Source organism: uncultured Campylobacter sp., assembly GCF_938045345.1.
In the GTDB taxonomy this organism is placed as follows: domain Bacteria; phylum Campylobacterota; class Campylobacteria; order Campylobacterales; family Campylobacteraceae; genus Campylobacter_B.
Genome location: NZ_CALIMS010000046.1, coordinates 1 through 22,685, shown reverse-complemented (window position 1 = coordinate 22,685; position 22,685 = coordinate 1). Strand labels below are relative to the sequence as shown.

Sequence of the window (22,685 nt, the reverse complement as noted above, 5' to 3'; positions counted from 1 at the left end):
GCTGTGAATATAGAAAAAATCTATCGCGACTGCGGCGCATATCTGCGAGGGCATTTTCTGCTTTCAAGCGGCAACCACTCGGAATTTTATCTGCAAAGCGCCAAAGTACTTGAGGATCCGCGGCTCGCGGGACAGCTCGCAGACGAACTCGCCGCTATCATCGAAAAAGCGGGCGTGGAGTTTGACAGCGTCTGCTCGCCCGCGCTGGGCGGAATTTTAGCGGGCTACGAGCTAGCTCGCGCGGCGAAAAAGCGTTTCATATTTACCGAGCGCGTAGATCGCGTAATGAGCCTGCGCCGCGGCTTTGAAGTGCATAAGGGCGAGAGATTTATCGTCTGCGAAGACATCATCACGACGGGCGGCTCGGCTCTTGAGAGCGCCAGGCTCATCGAAAACCTCGGCGGAGAGGTCGTGGGCTTTGCCGCGCTTGCCAATCGCGGATTTTGCAAGGTCGCAAATTTATCGGGCAGCAGCGCAAAAGAGGGCGCCAAGCTGCCTGCAGATAAGCCGTTTTTTGCGCTAGGCAATTTCGAGTTTGAAATTTACGAGCCCGCGACCTGCCCGCTTTGCGCTGCCGGAAGCAAGGCGATCAAGCCCGGCAGTCGCGGAAACTAGACGCCGATTTGCTGCTAACAAACCGCAACGAGATTAAATTTTATTCTTTCAGCTTTAACGCGCCGGAATTTTAAAATTTAATCCAAAACGGAGCAAAATGGCAAAACAAAAAGCTAAAATTTCGCCGATTTTTCTGCGCGTAAAGGCCTTCATCGTCGATCTTTTCATCATCGCAATGCCCCTATTTTACGGCGTTACCTATCTCGTCTTGGGCTCAAAGGAAGCTCTGTGGCGTAACCAAGCCGCGATCGCGCTTATCTGGCTCGTGTACGGCGCGATTTGCGCGGCATTTTACGCCCGCAGCGCCCAGACGCCAGGCTATAAGCTCGCAGGGCTTTACCTCATCGACGTTCGCAGCGGGCGCAAAGTAAGCTTCTTTAGGGCGCTAACTCGCTTTGCGTGCTTCGTGTTTGCGGGCTTTAGCGTCATCGGGCTTTTGATCTGCTTTTTCCGCAAAGATAGATTAAATTTACACGACCTGCTAAGCGGGACTGCGCCCGTCGTGCGAAAGGACGCGCAGTGAGCGGGCAGATTTGCGGTATCGACGAGGCGGGGCGGGGCTGTCTTGCGGGACCGCTTTGCGTCGCGGGCTGCGTGCTGCAACGCGAGATCGCAGGCCTTGCCGATAGCAAAAAGCTAAGCGAAAAGCGCCGCGAGGAGCTCTACGCCCAGATCATCGAAAACTCGTGCTACAAAATCGTCGAAATTTCAAGCGCACAGGTCGATGAGGTGGGCCTAAGCTCGTGTCTAAGATCGGCGCTTGAGCAGATTCTCGCGTATTTTATGGGTTTTAGCGGACAGATCATCTACGACGGCAACGCAAACTTCGGCGTACGCGGGCTTCAGACGCTCGTAAAAGCCGACGCGCAAATCGCCGAAGTAAGCGCCGCAAGCATCCTCGCCAAAGTTACGCGCGACCGCACGATGTATGAGCTCGCACAGTGCTACCCGCAATACGGCTTCGCGCAAAACAAAGGCTACGGCTCGGCCGCACACATCGCGGCGATCGAGCAGTACGGATTCACGCCTTTTCACCGCGCAAGCTATAAGATCAAATCGCTGCAACCCTCGCTGTTTGATTAACGCGGCAGCAAGCTTGCTCGATCAGCGAGACAAAGTCTGCCGTTCGGTTGATACTCCGTTGGCAAACGACGCCGAAACTCATATTTGAATGCAAAGCACGCCGATTTCAGCCGATACGATAATCGCTAGTTTTGGCAGGCGAATACGCTTTTTGCCTAGCTAGCAAGAAATTTAATAGCCCACAGCCTGCGTTCTCGGCTATGACCTACTCTTGCGCTACTTGTGGGAATTTTAACCGCGCTTTCATATCTCGCAAGAGCCCGTACAAGGTCGGAATTTTTATCTAAAACCGCAAGCTCGGCTCGCTAGCTTATCCGCGTCCGAATAAAATTTAAAATTCCGCGCAGCGTAAATTCAGCCCGCGCACCGCAATAAGGCTAAATTTAAATTTAGCCTTGACGGCGAGAAGGCATCGTGCTTTAAATTTAAAATCCACGTAAAATCTTGAATGAAATTTTGATACAAAAAAGCGGCTAAATTTTAAAATTTTATAAAATTTAGCCGCAAGATGAGGTGCTTACTTTCTTTCGTAGAAAATTACTAAGGCGTCTTCTGCCACCCTTTTACCAGTGAACGAACTTGTTTTGATAATATCATCGGCAACATCTTCGGTCACCATAAATTTATCCGACAAACTTATGCTTTTATCGGCATTGACGATAAAATTTAGCTCAATAACAGCTTTTGATGGATACTCTACTTTTTTGCGTCCAAAAACTGCATCATATTGCTCTACTGTTAGCTGCGAGTAATAGACGGCTCTCTTAAGATATTCTATAATATAATCAACGCTATATTCTTTTTGAAATTCCCCTTTTAATTTATCGTCACAATCAACTATCTTGTCTTCATCGTCGAATTCTATTTTGCCTTTAGTTTTAAATGCTTCTTGGAATTTTACCTCATTGAGTTTGCAGTGTTCTTTTGCTAGCTTAAGCAGGCCTTGCTCATCATAGACCTTACTTTTGTAATAAATCATAGCATTATTTAAAGATGTATCCAATGCTCTTTGTTTATAAGATTTAAGGCTCTCGGTTTTATCTTGCACTATCTTTACTTTCATGCGCTCCATATCCACGTCGCAGACCATCCTAACCGTCTTTAATCCGCCGTTTTCCTCTTTGCTCCACGTAACACTTTTGCAGATTTTCGAGCCTTCGATCGCCGTGCCGATACTCATCGACTTGAAATCAGGCAAAGTATAGTTTTTCACGAGCTCTACTTCGTCCTCGCCGCATCCTGCTAAAAACAATGCCGCCAGCGCGACACTTAGCACATATTTCATCTTTAACTCCTTGAAGTGAATTTTCTAGAAAATAATGCTACCCCCCCCTGCTTAAAAACGGGTAAATTTATAGCCTAAATTTTAAAATTCCGCCATTAAAATTCCACGCGCCGCAATTCTGCCGCGCATGCGGCGCTTTGCGCCTTTTAGCGAAATAGTCTTGCGGTAAAATTCCAAGATAAACCGTCCGCATCGCATCGCCGAAATTCCCCGCGCAGTTTCGCGCACGAAGGCGGTAAAATTTAGAAATTTTAACCAAACTTTCGCTATCATCACCGCTTAAATTTCACCCAAAGGAAACCGATGTTTGAATGGATCGCCTCACCCGAGGCATGGATCAGCCTGGCGACGCTCACGGGGCTTGAGATCGTGCTTGGCATCGACAATATCATATTTATCGCGATTTTGTGCGGCCGCCTGCCCGAGGCACAGCGCGGACGCGCCCGTATAATGGGGCTCGCGCTTGCGATGTTCACGCGCATACTGCTGCTTCTTAGCCTAAGCTGGATCATGGGGCTTACCAAGCCGCTATTTAGCGTGCTTACGCGCGATTTTAGCGGACGCGATCTCGTGCTGATCGGCGGCGGATTGTTTCTGCTCGTCAAATCCACGCTCGAGATCCACTCCAGCACTACCGGCGAGGCGCACGAGCATAGCGCCGGCGGCGGCAAGGCAAGCTTCGGCGGCACTCTCGTGCAGATCGCCGTTTTAGACATCATCTTTTCGCTCGACAGCGTCATCACCGCCGTGGGCATGGCGCAGCACCTACCTGTGATGATCCTCGCAGTGATCATCGCCGTGGGCGTGATGATGCTCGCTAGCGGCGCGATCGCGCGCTTCGTGGACGCAAACCCGACGATCAAAATTTTAGCGCTTGCATTTTTGATTTTGGTAGGCGTCTCGCTGATCGCCGACGGGCTGGGCTTTCACATACCTAAGGGCTACATCTACTTCTCGATGGCGTTTTCGCTGCTGGTGGAACTCATCAATATCCAGATCCGCAAAAAATCCGCCGCGAAATAGGCGGGGCAAAATTTTGCGAGATCTAAAAGGCGCTCATGGGGTTTTCTAAATTTCTTTCGCCGCGACGTATCAAGCTTGCTCGCGGCACGGCCAGGGATTTCAAGCTTGAGCCCGCGGCTGCAGACACGGCGAAATTTAGCTTTATGCTGGAGCACTTGCGCTTTGCGGGAATTTTGGACTTAAAACGCGACGGGCTTTATCTGCCGATACGCGAGGGAGACGAGCTGGCGGTGATATATGAGGTTTCGAGCTCAAATTCCGCCCGCAGCGATTTAAGCGGTGAAAATTCCGCGCTGCGCCCTAGCTGCGAAGTTTCAAGTAGCGGAAATCCCGCTACCGCAAATTTAGACTACGACGCACATAGCTATACCGCGGCAAGTGTACGTCAAAATTCTGCGGTATCTGATTTATCGGACAAAGATCGTAGCGGCATAAACTCCGCCGCTTCCGTCCTTCCGCTAGATTTCGTTAATCTAAGCCTGGGCGCGCAGCGCTGGAAGGACGCCGGTAGCACGGCACTCGCCGCGATATTCGCAGCCTTCGGCGTAGCGCTGACTGCAATGAGCATCTACTGCATAATCTTTATTTTTGAAAAGAGCGATCCTGCGGTGGCTATAGCCCTACCCGTCCTCGCGCCTTTTGCATATTGCAGCTTTAGGTTTATGCGAAGAGACTGGCGCGCCGCAAAGTTCGGACGCATATTCGCAGCGCTTTCGCACTCCAAAGAGCCCAAGCGAAGCGGCGAAGCGGAGGGCTATGCTAGCGGCGTGCGCGTGCTGCAAAGCGGCGACGTTTATTATTATGGCTTCGCGCTGGATGGGCTATATTTATCGGGCGAAAACAAGCTGCAGATCGTTTCCGGCGCGCTACGTGCGGATCAAAATTTAGCGGAGCTTGCGGACGGCAAAAATTGCATGAAATTTAAGAATTTAGGCGCAGAAAATTCCACAAATTCTGCGAGCATCAAGAATTTTGCGAAATCAGCGAATTCCACAAGCTCTGCAAATTCTACTAACGCAGCAAATTCTATAAATTCCACCCGCTCTGCCGAAGCCACGGTACCCGCCAAGGCGAAGGACGCTTCGCAGAGCTTCGAGCTGCAAAACGGCGATATTCTCCGCGCTCGCTACAAAGACTACCGCGTAAGCGGGCTTTGGAATCAAAGCCGCGGCATGAAGCTCGGCGATACGCGCAGCGGACTTCGGCGCGTAGCGGATTTTATCGCGGGCGTGGCGCTACAAATAGGTCTGCGTCTAGGCGGCGCGCTCGTGTTGACGCGGCTCGGCGATCACATCGGCGGCTCCTTCGGCAACGCCCTAAGCTTCATCGGATTTTTGCTGCTGCTTAGCCTTATGCTTTGAAAGGCGAATTTCAAACGGCAGCCCTTGCGGAATTTTGCAACTTCAAGGAATTTCAATTTCTCAATTTCGCAATTTCGTAGAATTCCACAGCAAGCGGATTTGGATTTTAAATTTCAAGGCTTTGGGGTTGTAAAATTTCAAGGCGCGACAAAATTTCAAATTTCAGGCGCGTAAGATTTCGGCTGCGAAATTTTAAAATTTTAAATTTCAAAGCGTAAAATTTCAAGGCGCGGATTTTATTTTCAGGATTTCAAATTTTACGGTGCAGAATTTCGTAGCGTGGATTAAAATTTTAAATTTCAAAACGCGCGGGATTTTAAGGCGCGTGAAATTCCAAAGCGCGAAATCAAAAAGCGGAATTTTAAAATTCCAAATTTTACGGCGCGTGAGGTCGCAGCACGGCGTGTGAAGTTATAGTGCGCGAGGCTGTGACACGCAAAGCTGCGACGAGCCGTCCGTCCGCTAGCTCCAAATTCTTTCGTTTAGTTTTAGGTTTTTTACGATCGCTAAAAAGTGCGAAAGCTCGCGCTTGAGCTGCGCGGCAGGGTCGCGGCGCAACACGCTTTCGCCGATGTCGGGCTCGAAATTGTCGCGCCCCGTATTTACGAAAATGTAAATTTTGCTATCTGCGAAGCTAAGGCTAACGGGCGCGGCTACGGCGCCTGCGAAGCGCAAGAGCCTGCGCATAAAGGCGGGCGTTAGAATATACATCGCGCCCGCCGCGTCCGCGGAATACACGGCGAAGGCGACGTTAAACTCCGCATCGTCCATATCGATCTTTTTTAGCCCGAGGGTGTTCGGCGCGCCGGCGCGAGCGGGAAAAATCAGGGTTTTGGCACTTATGCGTTTGTTAAATTCCGCGCAGAAAAAGGTGCCGAGGATTTCGCTTTCCGAAAATCTATTAAATAAGCTCACGTCGCAAAATGCGAACTTCACGCCGTCATAAACGCCCGAGACCCTATCGTTGCCGCCTTTGAATTTATCTAGTCGAAAAAAGAGCCCGGAGAGCTTGAGTTTGGCGGGATCGATATCACCTGAAATTTCATATCGATAGCCGAACGCCTTAAAATAGGGCATTAGATAGTGCTCTTTAAAAGCGCACCGAAATTTTGCCGAATAGTCTTGCTTAAAGTCTCTAAACAATACAAACAAGCTCGAAGCGGCCAAGATTAAAGTCATAATCGCGAGTAAGATATATTTGGAAATCGTGGGGCGATTTTGTAAATCAACTAGAAATAGGCATATTATAAAAAGACCCGCGGCTTGGATTATCGTAGCTTTTATGGAGGCCTGATCGCACAAAACGGCTACTATAAGAACAACCGCAAATAATCCGATAAACGGCAACAAATCCGCCATGCCTCCTCCGTCGCGTAGCTTGTATAACAAAAACACGCCGTAGCCGAGCATGCACGCCGCCACGAAGATCGTATTTCTTTTCGCCTTATACAAAAGCCCCAGCCTGATCTTCTCCAGCTCGCTCGCGCTCAATCGCCCCTCCTAAAATTTAAATCCGATTATGACGCTTGCAGGCTTTAAATTCGCTTAGGAACGGCGACGAAATTTTAAAATTTAGACTTGCGTAAATTTATGGTTAAATTTTAGCGGCGGATCGTCTAAATGAAGCAAAGGCGGAATCTTGGTAGAAATTTAAGCGGCACGAAATTTTAAAAATTCCGTGCCGTAAAAGAGATAAAATTTTACGGGCGCGATTTAAATTTCGCTATAAAATTCCACTGCGCCGAGCCGCAAAATTTCGCGGAATAAACGCCGCAAATTATGCTGCGAAATTTAGGATGCCCGAGCGAACGCCGATAAATTTACGAACGCTCGCACTGCAAAAAGCGCCGCGCGGACGCCGCTAGAAAATTTAAATTTTTCTATAAGGCGCCTGTCCGACTTCGTAGAAGTTATTGCCCTCGCTGTCGATCGCTACGATAGCTGGGAAATCCTCGACCGTAAGTCGCGCAACCGCCTCGGGGCCGAGCTCTGGATAGGCCAGCACTTCATATTTTTTGATGCTTTGGCTAATCAGCGCGCCCGCTCCGCCGATAGCGACCATATAGACGCAACCAGATTTTTTCATCGCTTCGACTACGGCGTCGCTGCGGTAGCCCTTGCCGATCATGCCGTTGATGCCCACTTCGTTTATCATCGCCGGAGTGTATTTATCCATGCGTCCGCTAGTCGTAGGTCCTGCGGCACCGATAGCCTGACCCGGTTTGGCAGGGGTCGGTCCCAGATAATATATCGTCTCGCCCGCTAAATTTACGGGTAGCTTCTCGCCGCGAGCGAGGGTTTCGGTTAGAGCCTTGTGCGCGGCATCGCGAGCTGCGATGATGGTGCCGCTGATTAGGACGTTATCGCCCGCCTTTAGGCTTTTTACTACGCTTTTATCGAAAGGTGCGGTAATTCTTTTAACTTCTGACATGATTTCCTCCTTATAGTTCAGCGTCGGCATGGCGAGCCGCGTGGCAGTTGATATTAACGGCGACCGGAAGCCCCGCTATGTGGGTCGGATACCACTCTACATTTACCTTAACGGCGGTATTTATGCCGCCCAGACCCTGCGGACCGACGCCCGTAGCGCGCGCCATCTCCAGTAGCTCATCCTCTAGCTTGGCGTAGCGCTCGTCGGGATTTCTGCTGTCGATCGAGCGAACCGCGGCTTGCTTGGCCAAAAGCGCCGCCTTATCCATCGTGCCGCCGATACCGACGCCTACGACCATAGGAGGGCAAGCGTTAGGACCAGCGTATTTAACAGCCTCTAAAAATACTTTTTTTACCCCCTCGATGCCGTCTGCGGGAACGAGCATTTTTAGTACCGATTTGTTTTCGCTACCGAAGCCCTTAGGAGCTACTTTAATCTTAAGCTTGTCGCCGGGGATGATGCGGGTATTGATGACCGCAGGAGTATTGTTTGTGGTGTTTTTGCGTTCAAAAAGCGGCTCTGCGACCACGGATTTACGTAGGTAGCCGCCTACGTAGCCGTCCGCGACGCCTGCGTTGATAGCATCCTCCAGATATCCGCCCTCGATATGTACATCCTGACCGAGTTCGACAAAAACCACCGTCATACCGGTATCTTGGCAGATCGGCGCGACCTCTTTCGCCGCCAAATCGGCATTTTGCAAGAGCTTGCCTAAGATATCTTTGCCGATAGGTGAAGTCTCGTTCTCGCGCGCTTTCTCAAATGCCGCGCGCATATCTGGCGTGACGTGATAACAGGCTTTTTTGCAAAGCTCGCTGACTACTTTTGTAATCTCAGCCGCTTGGATCGTTTTCATGATCTCTCCTTGTATTGAAATTTTAATGGATTATATTCCGTTAAACTAAAAACTTAGTTTAAAATTTTATCTTCATTTAATAAATTTTAACAAAAGGTTAGAAAATAAGCGGCTTTTAATCTTTTTATAATAAAATACCACTTTTCGAATTATCAAATACTAAAAATTTTGCGAAGAAATTTTAAAATCAAGGAAACCTATGAAAAAGAAAACTCTTGTGCTGCTCGTGGGCGCTTGTGTGCTTATAGGAATGATACTTTCTCTTGGGATTGCGGAGATGGTTCACCTTACGGGCACCGATAAATTCTGCGTATCCTGTCATACGATGCAGCCGATGGCAAACGCCTTTCACAATGACGTTCATGGCGGCAATAACCCGCAAGGCTTCAAAGCTGATTGCGTCGCCTGTCACGTCTCTCATGAAAATACCTTTATGTATCTTTGGACCAAGGCTCTAACCTCTGCAAATGATGTCTACAAGACGGTCTTTACCGACGCAGATAAGATCGACTGGCAAGAAAAACGTAAGGAGCGAAATCATTTCGTTTATGAAAGCGGCTGTCTAAGCTGCCATCGAAATTTAAAAGAGCAGAATAATCAAGTAAATAAAGCCTGGCTCGCGCATAGGGATTATTTCGCGGGCACTACCGGCAAAACCTGCGTGCAGTGCCACGAAAACGTCGGTCATAAAAATTTAGGCATCGAAATCACCAAATATTGGGATAAATACAACCAAGAAAATAACAAAACCAAGTAAAGGAGAAGCAATGCTAAAAAAAGTCGCTATTTTAATAGCCTGTATCGCATCGTTTGCATTCGCAGAAATGCCCGCGCAGCATGCGAATATGTCCGCGTCGGACGCGAACGTAAGCAATTCTGTAAACGTTAGTCTTACGAAGAATTTAAAGGTAAATAGGCAGCTTACGCCGCTAGCTAGACGCTGCGTCGAGTGCCATGCCGAAAAAACTCCGGGCGTCGTTGCGGATTGGAAGATGAGCCGCCACGCTCACGTAGGCGTTAGCTGTACCGACTGCCACTCGCAGCCAGCAGATAGCCCTATGGCAGCTAAAGAGCCGCATCCGAAAGACACAGACAATCATATTTCGGTGCTAGTTAGCCCAAAAACCTGTGCCAAATGCCACAGCAACGAGGTTAAAGAGTTTGAAAACAGCGGTCACGCAAGAGGCGCTATGCAAATGCAAGCCAACAAAGGAATAGTTGATCTAATGTATCACTACGAAGGACGTGATATCCCTGATCTTAAACATGCACCTGATATTACCGGCTGCTCTCAATGCCACGGTAGCGTCGTTAAAATGGATGAGCATAACAAGCCTACCAAAGAGACCTGGCCCGTTTACGGCATCGGTACGGTTTATCCGGACGGTAGCGTAGGCGGATGCAAATCATGCCACTCGGGTCATAAATTTTCGATCGCCGAAGCTCGTAAGCCTGCCGCTTGCGCATCTTGCCACTTAGGACCTGATCATCCGGATATCGAAATTTACAATAACTCAATGCACGGACACGTATTTAACGCTGAAGGCAATGAGTGGAAATTCGATAGTGCTCCTGGTACTTGGGCGGTTCCTGACTACCGCGCTCCTACATGTGCGACCTGCCATATGAGCGGCGGTGTGGGCGATCTAAACTCCACTCACAACGTATCTCAACGCTTGAAGTGGAATTTGTGGCAGCCTAAGAGCAATCTACGCACCGGCGGTAATGAGACCGCGGTAAGCGAGTTTTTAAATACCGGCAAACTAAATGTCGGCAATCCTTTGGCGGGTAACCTAAACGGTCCTGAGGCGGCGCGCGCGGAGATGAAGCAAGTCTGCAAAGAATGCCACGCCAAGACCCACACGAATAATTTCTTCGAGATGGGCGATAAGCAGGTACTTCTATATAACGTTTACAACGACGAAGCGACTAAGATGCTAAAAGAGCTTAAGGAAAAGAAACTTCTAAAAGACGATCCTTGGGCGGATGCGTTCCAGCGAATCTACTATGTTTCATGGCACCACGAGGGTCGCAGAATGCGCCAAGGCGCGCTAATGGGCGGACCTGATTATTCGCATTGGCACGGCGTATTCGAGGTCAAAAATGACATCAGAGAGATGCGCGAAATCTACGAGCGCCGCATCAAAACCGGCAAGATCGAGGAATAATCCTTTTTAGTCTGCCAAATTCTGCCAGACTAAACAGATCAAGCTTATAAGCCCCCGCAGTCCGCGGGGGCTTTTTTTATTTGCACAAAATTTTAGAATTTTATTTTGTAATCCGCAAAGCCATCAAAAATCGTCCCTAAAAACCACTGTCTAATTATTTAAGATTATTGAGAATTTATGACGGAAGTAGCTGATAAATTAGAGTAAATTTATCTCTTTGCAATCCAAAATTAGCTACAATCGCGCATATCATTTAAAAGGAATTGTATGGACAAGCAAACGGCATTAGACTTTTTGAGACTTCATCAGCCGATGCCTGCGCAGCTTTCAGATCAGCTTGTGGCAGAGTTTCGCGCGGTACGGGAGTTTTTGCGTGATAATCCCTGCGACGAGGCGCTTGAGCCGCTTTTGCGCTCGCTAAACGAGGGCGACGGCGCAGGTGAATATCCGCTCGTGGACGAGGTGCTAGGTGCGGCGGACGATGCTGCTGCGGTAGCTGCGATTAGAGCGGTCTTGGAAGATCCGAGCACGGGCAGCGGAGCGCGATTTTGGGCGACGCTTTTTAGCGTGAGCTTCGTCCGTAAGGAGCTCATCGCAAGCCTGGAGACATCGCTTAAATACGCAAACGATGATTTGATCGAGCTTACGAAGGAGCAGATCGAAATGTTTAAGCAGCTGACGTAAAGCTAGCTGCGTAACTTATAGTTGCGCCTTGCTCACCAGATTGCGCTGCTACAAAGCAAATCCAAATTTATAAAAATCGGCTTAATCGAAGGCTGCTTTTAAATTTTAAAATTTTGCGGTCGCTTAAAATTTTTTAGAGGCTACGATTATGCAAGAGGCGCGCTTTGTTTTCTACGCGCTGTGGCAGGCGCCCTGTGCGAGGATTGCTATCGGCAAAGATATAGCGTCACCGCTAAGTGCGAGCGGCGCAGGCACCGAGAGATATGTGCCTAGGCAAGGGTAGAAATTTTACGGCGTCGTTTGAAGTAAAATTTTAAATCTGCGGGCTTATGATAGAATTTAAGTCGTAATAATGAAGCATAATTTAATATCGCTACGAGCTCACCGCTGAAATTTTAAGATTACGTCGCGCAGTGACGAGATTTTGCTCGGTGCGATCCATACGAAATTTTAAGCCGTAAAGATAAAGCGGAATTTCTCATACGCGATTTTTTTAGACGAAATTTTAAGCAATGAGTTTGAGACAGAATTCTAAGGCGTGAGCTAGATTGTAAACTTGCACCGTCGGTAGAGGATACCGCGCCTTTTTTTGCTCTGAGAACTCCTACCGCACGGCAAAGAATTTTGCGCCATTTTGCACTACAGCTATGGATCTCGACCACGCAGTGAGCAAGGTTGCGCTATGCGACCAAGGATGTTGTACTATTTCGCAAGCGATCTTGTAGCGAGATTAGATTATGAGTCTCGGCGTGCGGCATAGGAATTTGGGCGGGTGTGATCCGTGCAAGGTTGCGTGGCACAGATTTTGCGCCTCCATCTGCACCGCCAAAAAATTCTACCGAGCGGAGTTGTGGTCTAGAAATTTTGCAGCGGCACAAAATTGCCTGGCGCGGATTTTGAGCTTGCGCGAAATTTTGCACCGGCTAGCATTTGAGAGACCTGAAATTTTAAATTGCATGCCGCTTTAAAATTTTAAACTTATGAAATGTGAGCCGCGCTTACTTTTAAATCCTAATTACGCGCCAAGAGCAGCTCGATCAATCGGCGAGCGTAGCTAAAATAAGATAGATAAAATGCATCAGCGCGTGAAGCGGGTCTAAATTTAAATTGCGGGCGAAATTTTAAAGCGTGGCCTAGAACGCTTGCGGGCGTTCGGTTTCGGCTTTAAAATAGTTAAATTTAGCGCTGGCACCCGCAAGACGCTTCGGCTATCTGATTTTTGCGGTGCCGAAGCAAAGTCCGTTTTCGTTGCACTGCATATTTTCGATTTGCGGATCCTCGCTTTCGCCGCAAATTTGAATCATCTGATGTGACGCCTCGTCCATTTTGGGCTCGCTGCAATGCGAAACGCCTGGCTTTGGATGCTCTGGAGCGGAGCAAGCGCATATAAATAATGCCGCGCAGGCGAACAAGAGGGTGTTTTTCATTTTAAATCCTTTTTAAAAAATGTCGTAATTTTATCTTTACAAAACTGAAATTTTACGGAATTTAAAGCGTTTTGGCTAAATTTAATGCAGCTGCATCTGCAAATATAAATTTTCTAAATTTCACGTTAGATACGAAGAGGCGGCGTGCGAGGCGAGATTAAAATTTAATATTTGTGAGCGAGTTTTAAGACGCAGCCCAAATCGTTTTACGGAAAGATAAGATTAAAGGCGCACTTAATCTTATCTATTGTTTTAAAATTTTTTACCGAAAGCCGCTATAATTGCGCCCTTTAAACCAAAATAAGGAGAAAACATGGCAATGACGAATTACATGGAACTTTTGATGGCAAATCAGCCGTGGAATTTGATTTTATTTATGGCGGTGCCGATGGGCTTAGCAGAAGCGATAGTAGCGAGCGAATTTTTTAGCTTGTACCGCGCGAAGGAGGGCTCTTTGGCACTAAAAATCAATAAATGCCTTAGCATCATTCTCGGCGCTTATTTTACGATATTAATCATTTACGTAGCGGTTAAAATTTTGCCCGCTATTCATTTGCGTGGCGCTGCGGACGCTTTAGCTTTGGCGGCATACGTAGCAGCGGCGCTGCCTGCGCTAGTGCTGCTACTTTTGGAGCTCGGAGTTATCGCAAAAGGAGCGGAATTTAGAGCTAGGCTTAAATTTCATTTCTTGGCGCTGATTGTATTTTTGGTGCTAGGACACGTCGCGATGATTTTTGGAATGACCGATCCAGGCATGAGCGGCATGGAACATTCTATGATGGATCATGGCTCGATGAGTGGGATGAGCCACGATATGGGTTCGATGGAGGGGATGGATCATTCGCATATGAATCATGGCTCGATGGAGAATATGGATCATGGCGGCATGGATCACTCAAAGATGGAGCATTCACATTAACTTTAGCATGCCCGGCTTGGGCTAAATTTTGAATTCTATTCCGCCGAGCTGCGGAGCTGATAGATCTTTATGATTTGATTGCCTTTGTCTGCGAAATGCATATGCAAGCACCTCTCAAATAAAATTTTACCGCCTTTCATATACCGCCTGCGAGGCGGTAAAATTTAATATCAAGCTTATCGCCCCGCCTTTTTATGTTCTTGTGATATTTTTATCCAACTTATGCAGGCACAAAGCTCGCACATATGCGGTTTGAGGTCTAAATTGGTGTGCAAACCGCTTTGGTATATTTTTTAACGTTAGTTTAATGCTAAATTTATATAATTTAAGCGAGTTATATTTTAAGAGACGATTAAGAATGAAATGCGCTAAACTTGGAGGCGGATAGAGTATGCAAGATTACGAATTATTGGATGTTTTGTCCAATAAAAGGGTTCTTTGCCTAGAGGATGAGCCCGGGATTTTAAAAAATATAATCGAATCGCTGCAGCTGTTTTTCGGCGAAGTAGTGGGGGTTAAGGACGGGTTGGAGGCGCTTGATGAGGCGATGAGCGGTTCGTACGACGCACTGGTTTTTGATATCGGTGTGCCGCATATGGACGGGCTAGAGGTCGTTAAAAAGATCCGTGCTGCCGGCATCTCGGTGCCGATCGTGATCCTTTCGAGCCACACCGAGCAGGAGTATCTGTGGCGGGCGGTGGAGCTTAAGATCACTAGGTATCTGCCTAAGCCGTACGACAAAAACGCCTTTATAAAGGCGCTGCAAGACGTCGCTGCGGAGCTGATAAATCACACGCCGATATTGAGTATAAACGATGAGCTGAAATATGATTTTGCCAAAAAGATCATCTACGTCAAAGACAGCGCCTGTCACCTCTCCAAAAGCGAGAGCAAGCTTTTGGAGTACTTCTTAGCGCGCAAAAATCAAACCGTAACCTACGAGCAGCTATTCGACTACATGTGGGAGTTCGAGCAGCCCAGCAAGGAGGCGATCAAGGCGATCGTCAAAGAGCTGCGCCGCAAGATCGGCAAGGACGTGATCAAAAATTTATATGCGGTGGGGTATCTCTTTGAAGTATAAATTTAAATTTATCGTAGCGGTTTTCGTGCTGCTATATATCGTAATTACGGCTTTGGTTTTTAACTTCTACCGCGAGCTTGCGCTAAAGGACACGAGGCGCGAGGCGTTTTATATCCTAGATACGATGAATGCGGTGCGCGATTACGTCTCGACCGTGCAGCGCCCGCTAATAAACGAGCTTAAAGAAAAAAAGCTTCTAAGCGAGGATTTTTTCGATCCGAGGCTGATGTCCTCGACCTACATAACGCGCGAAATTTATAAAATTCAGCTCGCCAAAAATCACATCAACTACGACTACAAGCTCGTCGCTACCGAACCACTCAATCCCGAGCACGAGGGAAGCGAGTTTGAGAATGAAATTTTAGAGGGCTTTAAAGAAAATAGATACAAAGAATACTCCAGAATCGTCTATGATAAGGGCGGTGCCTCGTATCTTTTGAGTCTGCCGATAACAAACTCTCAGCCTTCGTGCACCGAGTGCCACAGCATCAACGCAGCGCCTAAAAAGATGCAAGAGCTCTACGGCGATGTGGGAAATTTCAAAGGTGGCCTAGGCGATACGATCGCGATGATAAGCTTTAAAATTCCGATAAAAAGCATTCTGCTCTATCACACCAAAGAGTTTGTCGTTAGCGGCCTAAGCTTGCTTGTGGTGTTTTTGATCTGCATATTTTGTATCTATAAAATTCACAAAAAAAACGCGACTTTAAAGATGCAAACCCAGCTTTTGATGATAAATCAAAGCCGCCTCGCGCTCATGGGCGAGATGATCGGCAATATCTCGCATCAGTGGCGTCAGCCGCTATCGCAGATCAGCTCCACGCTCATAAATTTAGAGCTTTATAGCGAGCGGGGCAAGCTTTCAAACGAGAGGCTCGAGGGCGGCATCAGGGATGCGGGCGAGCAGGTGAAATTTATGAGCGATACGATCGAGGATTTTAAAAATTTCTTCAACCCAAACATGCCGAAGAGGGAATTTAGCGCCGGCGAGGCGATCGAGCAGGCGCGTAAAATTTTAAATGCCTCGCTTAAAAAGCACGTCATCGACATAAGCGTGCGGATAGAAGAAAATTTCACGCTTTATGGCAACGTAAACGAGCTCATCCAGGTGCTCATAAATATCATAAACAACGCAAAGGAGGCGTTTTTGGACGTGCCGCTTAAACGGCGCGAGATTAAAATTTGCTCATTTTTAAAACAGGGCGAGCGAGTAATCACGATCGAAAATAACGCAAGCCGCATCGACGAAGCGCAGCTAGATAAAATTTTTGAGCCGCACTTTACGACGAAACAGCAGGGCAGCGGGCTCGGGCTATACATGAGTAAGATGATAATCGAAAAAAACGGAGGGAGCATAAGCGCTTCGAATTCCGACGAAGGCGCGATATTTACGATTTCTTTTCGTCAAATTTGATCAAATCCGCGCAGAAGCGCTAAAAATTTGCGATAAATTTTTTGCCGCTTCTGTTTTGAAGAAGTTCAAATTCCACGCCGAAAACCTCGCTCAGTAGGGCTGTATCCAGATCTTTCGGCGCGCCTAGAAACGCTATCTCGCCGTCATGCAGCACCATTATTTTATCGCCGTAATTCAGAGCGTGATTGATGTCGTGGATGTTTATGACGGTCGAAATTTTATAAAATTTCGTGTAGTCTCTTATTAAATTTAATATATCTTTTTGATGAAGCAGGTCTAAATTTGCGGTAGGCTCGTCCAAAAGCATGATTTTAGGCGTTTTTGCAAAAACCATAGCTATGAGCACCAGCCTCTGTTGGCCCCCGGAGAGCTCGCTAAAGCTTCTTTTTGCGAGGTGCTCGATGCCCACGTGCTTTAGCACATGCTCTACCCTTTGCAGATCGCTGCGGCTTACTTTAAAATTTAGCTTCGAAATGCGGCCCAAAAGCACCAGCTCAAATACGCTAAGTCCGCCTTCTTGCATAATATTTTGCGTCAGATAGCCGATCTCCTTGACGCTCGCGCCGCACAGATCAATCTTAGCATCCGTTTTTAAAATCCCCGCTAAGCATTTCATCGTCGTGCTTTTGCCTGCGCCGTTTACGCCCAGGATCGTTAAAATTTCGCCTTCGTTTACGGCGAAGCTTATGTTTTTTAAAATTTCTTTGTTTTTGTATGAAAAGCTTAAGCCCTCAACCCTCATCCGCGCCCCTTATTTAGCACGATCGCTAGGAAAAACAGCGCCCCGATGAATGAGGTGATTATGCCGATAGGAAAGATTACGCCGCTTATTAAATTTTTACTCAAAATCGATGAAAATGAAAGAAGCAGAGCTCCTATCAGGGCTGAAAACGGAAGGAAAAATCTCTGCTCCGCGCCTATTAAAATTCTAGATATGTGCGCTCCCAGTAGTCCAACAAAGCCGATCGTGCCCACGAAACAGACGCAAGTAGCGGTTAAGACCGAGGCTAAGATCAGCATTTTTATTTTAAAAGAGCGCACGCAAACGCCCATACTTTGAGCTATTTCGTCGCTTAGTAAGATCGCGTTAAAGCTCCAAGCATTGTAAAGCGATATAAAAAATGCCGCCGCAAATACGACGAGCATAATCGATAAGCTCGCGTAATTCGCCTTTGAAAGCGAGCCGAAGGTCCAAAAAACAATACTCGAAACCTCCGCTTCATCCGCGACGTATATCGCGAAGGCCTGCAGGCTCTGATAGATAAAAACCAAAATGATCCCTATTAAAATGATGCCCGAAGAGCCTAGATTTATGCGATTTGATAAACGGTATATGAAAACGATGCTTAAAATAGCGAAGAAAAATGCAAAAAATCCTATACTTAAAAAATTCCCCGCAAAAAATACTATGCCGACGGCGGCTCCAAAGCCCGCCGCAGAGCCCACTCCTAGGGTGTAGGGGCTAGCGAGCGGATTTGCTAGTAGGGTCTGCATGACGGCGCCGCTAAGTCCTAGGCTCGCTCCCGCTAAAACAGCCGCTATAGCCGCAGGCAGCCTCATATCAAAGACTATAACGCTTAGGTTTTTATCTGCGCTGCGCGAAAAGAAGGATTGTAAAATTTCAAAAAAACCGTAGTTTGCGGGCCCGTTTGCTATATCAAGTACGAATAAAACTAATAAAAGCCCCGTGCCGCAGCATATTAATAAAATTTTTCTAAAGACGAGGCTTTTATAAAATTCTGCGGACATTAAAAATCGATCATCCACGTTCCGCTAAATTCGACCGGATAAAATTTATCGAAAAATTCCTTCAGCTCTGCGGCAGGATCTATATCTGCAAAGAGCTCGGGATGTATTTTTTTCGCGAAAAATAAAATCCCCGCAAAATCGAAAATATGCCTGCTTAGATCGTGATAGATCGCGTAAATTTTATGATTTTTGACGGCGTTTATGTTTTGCCAGCCGCTCCTTTGGGCGTAATCATTAAAATTTGCCGCGGCCTCCTGCTTGCTTACGCCGTAGCCTAGCGGGATGTTCTTGCCGCCGTTTGGAAAATAATTCCCCGCAAATATGATAATATCGGGATTTTTATTGACTATAAATTCCGGATTGAGCGGCGAGGAGGCGCCTTTTATCAGCCCTTTTGCGATATTTTCTCCGCCGGCGGCGCTGACGAAGGCTCCCCACATCTTATCGTCATACGATACGCCGAAAACGCTAGCGCCCGCCTTTTCGCTAAATTCTACGTAAACTTTGGGCTTGGTCGTATTTTTGGCTTTGGCGAGCCTTTGTTCTACGAGCTCGAATTTTGATTTATAAAATTTATTCACTTCGGCTATCCTGTCTTGCTTACCAAAAATTTCGCCTAGAATTTCCATGCTTTTCATGTGGTTTTGTAAATTTTCATCATGAAAATCTACGAACACCGCAGCAATGCCCGAGCTATCTAAATTTTTCAAATTTTGCTTAACTTTTTCGTAATCGTTTTTTGCAAACAAAACCACATCGGGCTTTAGCGAGACGATGCGCTCGAACGATAGAGTGTTTTTGCCGACGTAGCCCACATCGGGGATCTGATCTATGCTCGGAAATTTTTTCAAAAAAGCCTGCCACGTCGCTTCTCTGCGACCTTTCCAGTATCCTTTGGACCATCCTGCGATTTTCGAAACGCCCTCTTCACCCGTGGTTACGAAGTACTCTTCGAAATAAAACGTCAAAACGACCTTTTCTATCTTGTCCTTTACCTCAACCTGCCTGTCTAAAACGTCGGTGAGTGTAGCGGCGTTTGAAAAAACAAGCAGCAGCGATATAAATAAAATTTTTCTAACCATAATGAGACCTCCTTAAAACGGTTAAATTTCACCGCTATTATACCATAAATAATATTTTTTATAAAATAGTATTATAAAATATCTTTGCCGAAGGGTTAAATTTTACGACGCGCGATTTTGAATAAATTTCAATAAAATAATAAAAAGTATCAATATTTACGATATCTTTTCGTTAAATTTAGACTTCATTAAATTTCTCCCTTTTTCACCCTTTTTTGTTGATATTATTTCGAACGTAGAACTTTGCTAATTTAAAATTCGATTTTCAAAGGAGGAGCCATGAAAAAATGGAATAAGATGCTACTAGGCGCGCTAGCCTGTATTAGCATTTTTGCCGCAGGAGCCTGTGCTGATGAAGGCATGGGGCATGAGATGGAAATGTCGCAAAAATCGCGCGATGTCATCGCAAATCCTAAGGGCACGTTGCAAAGCAGAGGCGTCATATCCTTGCAGGACTACGTCGTAGAAGAGCGAGAGATGTATGACTGGCTATTTAAAAATCACCCGATTTTTACCAAATACGGCGGTAAGACGGTCGGTAAGATGGATGTTCACGACCGAGGTTTGGAGTGGCTTGCGGAAGGGCATGGATTTGACTTTTCAAAGGCGAGTAAAAGAGATGACGGCAAGGGCTATAGCTCTATGATGTATAGAATCCCTGCAGGATCTTCTTTGCAATTCCCAAATAAATTCATAGGCCCTGAAAAATGCGGCGAGTGCCACCCTGCGCAGTATGAGACATGGAGCAGATCGCGCCACGCCACTACTATCCGCTTCCCGGGCGAGCACCCGGAGGTTAATAACAACCTAACCGATCCGGTATTTAGCCCGGATACCGCGTCGATCCTTCCAAAAGGTATTACCCCTGACGTAATTTATGCGACCGTGGGGCATCTAAGGACAAAATTCGGCTACGTAGATGCATGGCTTCTACGCGGAACCTATCACGTAGAGGGCGGTTTGCTACGAGATGGTACCGGTCAGATCGTAGCCGGCGGTAACCAATTCCAAAGGACTTGGGCGTTAAATTTAGACGATGAGACGGTCAAAAAGATTAAAAAGATTGTTCCGGAATTCCCAGGCACACTTGAGGAATACGGCGATAACGGCGGTTACGTAAGAGGTCTTGCGTCGTATGCTGCGAAATACAAAAAATCGATGTTTTTCCAAGCAAACAGCTCGTATTGCGAAGTCTGCCACCCATTCAAATTCGATTTTAAAACTAAAAAAGAATTCTATGCCGCTTTGGGTAACGCAAAAGAGCTTCAAAAGCACACTATCTCCAAGGGTATCACCTGCGAAGAGTGCCATGGAGCGGGCGGTCACTTGGATGGCGCTACAAATTTTAGAACCTCAAACTGCGAACGCTGCCACCAAAGATTTAACTATAGCCCTGATTTAGCTCGTGCTAATCCGCTAAACAACGGCAAGCCCGATCTATCTCTAAGCTCTAAATTTAAATCTATGGGACCAGGATGTGGCTCTGAAGGCTCTCAGTCCTACTTTACCGCTCACTACGAGAAAGGTATGCGTTGCGTAACCTGCCACGATCCGCACGATAACACTGGACCGGTAGTTGGCGATAAAACCGTCAAGGGCGTAAATTACAACTCAGAGCAGGGCTATTTGAGCGCGTTTTATACAAAGCCTAAGATCACAAAAGAGTGCAAGGATTGCCACCAAGAGCAAGCCTACATCGCTGCAAGAGCCGATACGCATAAAGACAACACCTGCGCATCTTGCCACATGCCGTTTATGATGAGCTGCGAGAACTTCTACGCTATTCAGTTCCAAGACAACGCGGGATTTGATACTCAAAGAAGATCGCACATCTGGAAGATCGACATCGATCCTGCTAGAAAATCTCTAGTCGCAGGCGATGCCGCCAAAGGTCCAAGAGATGCGAAAGATTGGCACTTCCAAAGAAATAAAGACGGACGAAATTTCGTCGATCTTATGTGGTCGTGCGCACGAACCTCGTGGGCAGATAAAGATATGCAAGATACCAAAGGCTGCCACAGCCCTGTCGTTTCTGAGCTAAAAGAGACGCTTCACTTCAAGAACCAAAAGCAGGTTTATGATGAGGTTATGGGCTGGCAAACTCCGATTAAGAGCGATTTCTCGCAAGTTAAGATCGGTATTCAAGGAATTTACTCGATCCTTGAGACTAAAAAGCTTAACTCCAGCGATAAAACTCGCGTCTATGAGCTAATAGAAAAAGCTCAAGACACCGTCGATCTTATCGAAAAAGACGGCTCATGGGGTATGCATGGCTTTAAATATACTAAGCAAAGGCTAGAGGCCGCTAAAGAGTATATTAAAGAGGCTCAAAGAATTCTAAATAATAATTTATAATTCTTTCGGGGGTCGCGTAAGTTCGCGGCCCCGAAATTTAAAAGGCAAATGTATGCAAAAAAGACTAAAAATTTTCTTGCCTATCGTTTTGGCAAGCTGCGCGTTGGGCGCGAATTTAACTACGCAAGAACAAAAAGAATCTTATAGCATCGGAGCTTCCACCGGAAGCTATGTTTCAAACCAGCTGCATTCACAAGCCGCGTTAGGTGTCAAATACGACTTAGATGCGGTGATAGAGGGGTTTTTGGACGCTCTTAAAAAGCAGCAGAAACTAAAAGATGAGGAAATTATTGCGCTTTTGAATCAAAGAGCCGATAAGCTAAATAAGATCGTAGAAACAAATTCCAAAGCGGAGCTTGATAAAAATTTAAAAGCAGGCAAGGAATTTATGGCGAAAAATGCCAAAAATCCGGACGTTAAAACCACGAAATCCGGTCTTCAATATGAAATTCTAAAGCTAGGTATGGGCGAAAAGCCAAAGCCTGAGAGCGTAGTAGTGATGAACTACAAGGCGTATTTGACGAATGGTAGTGTATTTGACGATACTTTCGCGTCTAAAATTCCGGCGCATCTTTCTATGATAGGCTTAATCGACGGATTGCGCGAGGGGTTGCTTTTGATGAATACGGGCTCGAAATATAAATTTACAATCCCTAGTAATTTAGCCTACGGCAACGTGGACGTAGATAGAATTCCTGCGGGTTCTGTGGTGATTTTTGAAGCCGAACTACTAAAAGTTTTAAAGCCCGGCGAGCTTGCCGATGCGGCGAAAAAACTTAGCGAGAGCGAGGCCAAAAGCTTTCACGACGCGAACAAAACAAAGTAGTTTTGCTTAAATTTAGTCGGAGGAGAATATGCAAAAGCAAAGAAGAAATTTTATAAAATCCGCCGCACTCGGCTCTTTGGGGCTTGGCGCAATCGCCTCAAGCTTACTCGCGCAAAACAGCGCGGATAAAAGCGCGCAAGACGCAAACGCGAGCGCCAAAAAGCAAGAGCCTAAAAAGCCGCACTACGGCATGATATTCGATCAGAACAAATGCGTCGGCTGTACCGACTGCGAGATCGCTTGCAGGAAGGTAAATTTAGTCCCGAAAGGCCAGATGAGGCTTTTTATCCAGGATAAAACCGATCCGCTAAATTTGAAAGAAAAGC

23 protein-coding genes and 1 pseudogene are annotated in these 22,685 nt (G+C 46.8%); 15 read left to right on the top strand and 9 right to left on the bottom strand.

Going from position 1 to position 22,685, the window contains the following annotated elements:
* Positions 1-3 precede the first annotated feature (3 nt).
* The 3 genes from pyrE (at position 4) to Q0144_RS08160 (ending at position 1,698) form a co-directional block, all read left to right on the top strand.
* Positions 4-615 (top strand): orotate phosphoribosyltransferase, encoded by a 612-nt coding sequence (pyrE, locus tag Q0144_RS08170; protein ID WP_298063205.1) that lies wholly within the window; start codon positions 4-6, stop codon positions 613-615.
* A gap of 97 nt (positions 616-712) precedes the next feature.
* Complete coding sequence (locus Q0144_RS08165) at positions 713-1,138, top strand: RDD family protein (protein WP_298063202.1); 426 nt, start codon at positions 713-715, stop codon at positions 1,136-1,138.
* Positions 1,135-1,698 (top strand): ribonuclease HII, encoded by a 564-nt coding sequence (locus tag Q0144_RS08160; protein ID WP_298063199.1) that lies wholly within the window; start codon positions 1,135-1,137, stop codon positions 1,696-1,698. Before Q0144_RS08165 ends, Q0144_RS08160 begins: the two co-directional genes overlap by 4 nt.
* A gap of 517 nt (positions 1,699-2,215) precedes the next feature.
* On the opposite strand, the gene Q0144_RS08155 is transcribed toward Q0144_RS08160, so the two are convergent.
* Complete coding sequence (locus Q0144_RS08155; protein ID WP_298063197.1) at positions 2,216-2,983, bottom strand: hypothetical protein; 768 nt, start codon at positions 2,981-2,983, stop codon at positions 2,216-2,218.
* Positions 2,984-3,064: 81 nt separating this feature from the next.
* Positions 3,065-3,256 carry a hypothetical protein gene (locus tag Q0144_RS08150; protein WP_298063194.1) on the bottom strand — a complete coding sequence of 64 codons (192 nt, stop codon included), beginning with the start codon at positions 3,254-3,256 and terminating at the stop codon, positions 3,065-3,067.
* Positions 3,257-3,286: 30 nt separating this feature from the next.
* Here Q0144_RS08150 and Q0144_RS08145 point away from each other — a divergent pair, with 30 nt between their 5' ends.
* Together Q0144_RS08145 and Q0144_RS08140 are read left to right on the top strand one after the other, a co-directional pair.
* Positions 3,287-4,006: a TerC family protein gene (locus Q0144_RS08145; RefSeq protein ID WP_298063191.1), complete on the top strand. Its 720-nt coding sequence runs from the start codon at positions 3,287-3,289 to the stop codon at positions 4,004-4,006.
* A gap of 35 nt (positions 4,007-4,041) precedes the next feature.
* Positions 4,042-5,367, top strand: a complete 1,326-nt coding sequence (locus tag Q0144_RS08140; RefSeq protein WP_298063189.1) for a hypothetical protein — start codon at positions 4,042-4,044, stop codon at positions 5,365-5,367.
* A 462-nt stretch (positions 5,368-5,829) separates the two neighbouring features.
* On the opposite strand, the gene Q0144_RS08135 is transcribed toward Q0144_RS08140, so the two are convergent.
* From Q0144_RS08135 to Q0144_RS08125, 3 genes are all read right to left on the bottom strand, one after another.
* A complete protein-coding gene (locus tag Q0144_RS08135) occupies positions 5,830-6,858 on the bottom strand; it encodes a DUF3137 domain-containing protein (RefSeq protein ID WP_298063186.1) in 1,029 nt (342 codons plus the stop codon).
* A 379-nt stretch (positions 6,859-7,237) separates the two neighbouring features.
* The gene (locus Q0144_RS08130) at positions 7,238-7,798 is read right to left on the bottom strand and encodes a Fe-S-containing hydro-lyase (protein WP_298063184.1); all 561 of its coding nucleotides are present in this window, start codon (positions 7,796-7,798) and stop codon (positions 7,238-7,240) included.
* 10 nt (positions 7,799-7,808) lie between these two features.
* Positions 7,809-8,654, bottom strand: a complete 846-nt coding sequence (locus tag Q0144_RS08125) for a fumarate hydratase (RefSeq protein ID WP_297895917.1) — start codon at positions 8,652-8,654, stop codon at positions 7,809-7,811.
* 199 nt (positions 8,655-8,853) lie between these two features.
* On the opposite strand from Q0144_RS08125, the gene Q0144_RS08120 reads away from it, so the two are divergent.
* The 4 genes from Q0144_RS08120 to Q0144_RS08105 all read left to right on the top strand — a co-directional run bounded on the left by Q0144_RS08120 (position 8,854) and on the right by Q0144_RS08105 (position 11,789).
* A complete protein-coding gene (locus tag Q0144_RS08120; RefSeq protein ID WP_298063180.1) occupies positions 8,854-9,411 on the top strand; it encodes a NapC/NirT family cytochrome c in 558 nt (185 codons plus the stop codon).
* A 10-nt stretch (positions 9,412-9,421) separates the two neighbouring features.
* Complete coding sequence (locus Q0144_RS08115) at positions 9,422-10,822, top strand: multiheme c-type cytochrome (protein ID WP_298063178.1); 1,401 nt, start codon at positions 9,422-9,424, stop codon at positions 10,820-10,822.
* Positions 10,823-11,089: 267 nt separating this feature from the next.
* Positions 11,090-11,506: a hypothetical protein gene (locus Q0144_RS08110; protein ID WP_291940165.1), complete on the top strand. Its 417-nt coding sequence runs from the start codon at positions 11,090-11,092 to the stop codon at positions 11,504-11,506.
* Positions 11,507-11,654: 148 nt separating this feature from the next.
* Entirely contained in the window at positions 11,655-11,789 is a 135-nt protein-coding gene (locus Q0144_RS08105) for a hypothetical protein (protein WP_298063175.1), read from the top strand.
* A 925-nt stretch (positions 11,790-12,714) separates the two neighbouring features.
* Here the strand turns inward: Q0144_RS08105 and Q0144_RS08100 are convergent.
* Complete coding sequence (locus tag Q0144_RS08100; protein WP_295098473.1) at positions 12,715-12,933, bottom strand: hypothetical protein; 219 nt, start codon at positions 12,931-12,933, stop codon at positions 12,715-12,717.
* A 313-nt stretch (positions 12,934-13,246) separates the two neighbouring features.
* Here Q0144_RS08100 and Q0144_RS08095 point away from each other — a divergent pair, with 313 nt between their 5' ends.
* The 3 genes from Q0144_RS08095 (at position 13,247) to Q0144_RS08085 (ending at position 16,347) form a co-directional block, all read left to right on the top strand.
* Complete coding sequence (locus tag Q0144_RS08095) at positions 13,247-13,852, top strand: DUF6803 family protein (RefSeq protein ID WP_297994872.1); 606 nt, start codon at positions 13,247-13,249, stop codon at positions 13,850-13,852.
* Positions 13,853-14,243: 391 nt separating this feature from the next.
* Positions 14,244-14,933 (top strand): response regulator transcription factor, encoded by a 690-nt coding sequence (locus tag Q0144_RS08090; protein ID WP_298063171.1) that lies wholly within the window; start codon positions 14,244-14,246, stop codon positions 14,931-14,933.
* Positions 14,923-16,347 carry a DUF3365 domain-containing protein gene (locus tag Q0144_RS08085; RefSeq protein ID WP_298063168.1) on the top strand — a complete coding sequence of 475 codons (1,425 nt, stop codon included), beginning with the start codon at positions 14,923-14,925 and terminating at the stop codon, positions 16,345-16,347. Before Q0144_RS08090 ends, Q0144_RS08085 begins: the two co-directional genes overlap by 11 nt.
* Before the next feature lie 19 nt (positions 16,348-16,366).
* On the opposite strand, the gene Q0144_RS08080 is transcribed toward Q0144_RS08085, so the two are convergent.
* The 3 genes from Q0144_RS08080 to Q0144_RS08070 are packed head-to-tail and all read right to left on the bottom strand — an operon-like array spanning position 16,367 to position 19,178.
* Positions 16,367-17,089, bottom strand: coding sequence for an ABC transporter ATP-binding protein (locus Q0144_RS08080; RefSeq protein ID WP_298063165.1), 723 nt, complete (start codon positions 17,087-17,089; stop codon positions 16,367-16,369).
* Positions 17,086-18,096, bottom strand: coding sequence for an iron ABC transporter permease (locus tag Q0144_RS08075; protein WP_298063162.1), 1,011 nt, complete (start codon positions 18,094-18,096; stop codon positions 17,086-17,088). Before Q0144_RS08075 ends, Q0144_RS08080 begins: the two co-directional genes overlap by 4 nt.
* On the bottom strand, positions 18,096-19,178 hold the full coding sequence (locus Q0144_RS08070; RefSeq protein ID WP_298063158.1) for an ABC transporter substrate-binding protein: 1,083 nt from the start codon (positions 19,176-19,178) through the stop codon (positions 18,096-18,098). The genes Q0144_RS08075 and Q0144_RS08070 overlap by 1 nt, the downstream gene beginning before the upstream one ends.
* A gap of 279 nt (positions 19,179-19,457) precedes the next feature.
* On the opposite strand from Q0144_RS08070, the gene Q0144_RS08065 reads away from it, so the two are divergent.
* The 3 genes and pseudogenes from Q0144_RS08065 to Q0144_RS08055 form a co-directional block, all read left to right on the top strand.
* Positions 19,458-21,533, top strand: a complete 2,076-nt coding sequence (locus Q0144_RS08065) for a multiheme c-type cytochrome (protein WP_298063156.1) — start codon at positions 19,458-19,460, stop codon at positions 21,531-21,533.
* A gap of 52 nt (positions 21,534-21,585) precedes the next feature.
* On the top strand, positions 21,586-22,359 hold the full coding sequence (locus Q0144_RS08060; protein WP_005870892.1) for an FKBP-type peptidyl-prolyl cis-trans isomerase N-terminal domain-containing protein: 774 nt from the start codon (positions 21,586-21,588) through the stop codon (positions 22,357-22,359).
* A gap of 28 nt (positions 22,360-22,387) precedes the next feature.
* Positions 22,388-22,685, top strand: a pseudogene (locus Q0144_RS08055) (nitrite reductase); the annotation flags it as partial.

Coding starts and splice junctions, on each gene's coding strand:
- Q0144_RS08095 (WP_297994872.1), top strand. CDS start 13,247: ATGGCAATGACGAATTACATGGAACTTTTGATGGCAAATCAGCCGTGG.
- Q0144_RS08130 (WP_298063184.1), bottom strand. CDS start 7,798: ATGTCAGAAGTTAAAAGAATTACCGCACCTTTCGATAAAAGCGTAGTA.
- Q0144_RS08090 (WP_298063171.1), top strand. CDS start 14,244: ATGCAAGATTACGAATTATTGGATGTTTTGTCCAATAAAAGGGTTCTT.
- Q0144_RS08145 (WP_298063191.1), top strand. CDS start 3,287: ATGTTTGAATGGATCGCCTCACCCGAGGCATGGATCAGCCTGGCGACG.
- Q0144_RS08070 (WP_298063158.1), bottom strand. CDS start 19,178: ATGGTTAGAAAAATTTTATTTATATCGCTGCTGCTTGTTTTTTCAAAC.
- Q0144_RS08080 (WP_298063165.1), bottom strand. CDS start 17,089: ATGAGGGTTGAGGGCTTAAGCTTTTCATACAAAAACAAAGAAATTTTA.
- Q0144_RS08125 (WP_297895917.1), bottom strand. CDS start 8,654: ATGAAAACGATCCAAGCGGCTGAGATTACAAAAGTAGTCAGCGAGCTT.
- Q0144_RS08150 (WP_298063194.1), bottom strand. CDS start 3,256: ATGATAGCGAAAGTTTGGTTAAAATTTCTAAATTTTACCGCCTTCGTG.
- Q0144_RS08065 (WP_298063156.1), top strand. CDS start 19,458: ATGAAAAAATGGAATAAGATGCTACTAGGCGCGCTAGCCTGTATTAGC.
- Q0144_RS08060 (WP_005870892.1), top strand. CDS start 21,586: ATGCAAAAAAGACTAAAAATTTTCTTGCCTATCGTTTTGGCAAGCTGC.
- Q0144_RS08165 (WP_298063202.1), top strand. CDS start 713: ATGGCAAAACAAAAAGCTAAAATTTCGCCGATTTTTCTGCGCGTAAAG.
- Q0144_RS08105 (WP_298063175.1), top strand. CDS start 11,655: ATGCAAGAGGCGCGCTTTGTTTTCTACGCGCTGTGGCAGGCGCCCTGT.
- Q0144_RS08075 (WP_298063162.1), bottom strand. CDS start 18,096: ATGTCCGCAGAATTTTATAAAAGCCTCGTCTTTAGAAAAATTTTATTA.
- Q0144_RS08100 (WP_295098473.1), bottom strand. CDS start 12,933: ATGAAAAACACCCTCTTGTTCGCCTGCGCGGCATTATTTATATGCGCT.
- Q0144_RS08140 (WP_298063189.1), top strand. CDS start 4,042: ATGGGGTTTTCTAAATTTCTTTCGCCGCGACGTATCAAGCTTGCTCGC.
- Q0144_RS08120 (WP_298063180.1), top strand. CDS start 8,854: ATGAAAAAGAAAACTCTTGTGCTGCTCGTGGGCGCTTGTGTGCTTATA.
- Q0144_RS08115 (WP_298063178.1), top strand. CDS start 9,422: ATGCTAAAAAAAGTCGCTATTTTAATAGCCTGTATCGCATCGTTTGCA.
- Q0144_RS08110 (WP_291940165.1), top strand. CDS start 11,090: ATGGACAAGCAAACGGCATTAGACTTTTTGAGACTTCATCAGCCGATG.
- Q0144_RS08155 (WP_298063197.1), bottom strand. CDS start 2,983: ATGAAATATGTGCTAAGTGTCGCGCTGGCGGCATTGTTTTTAGCAGGA.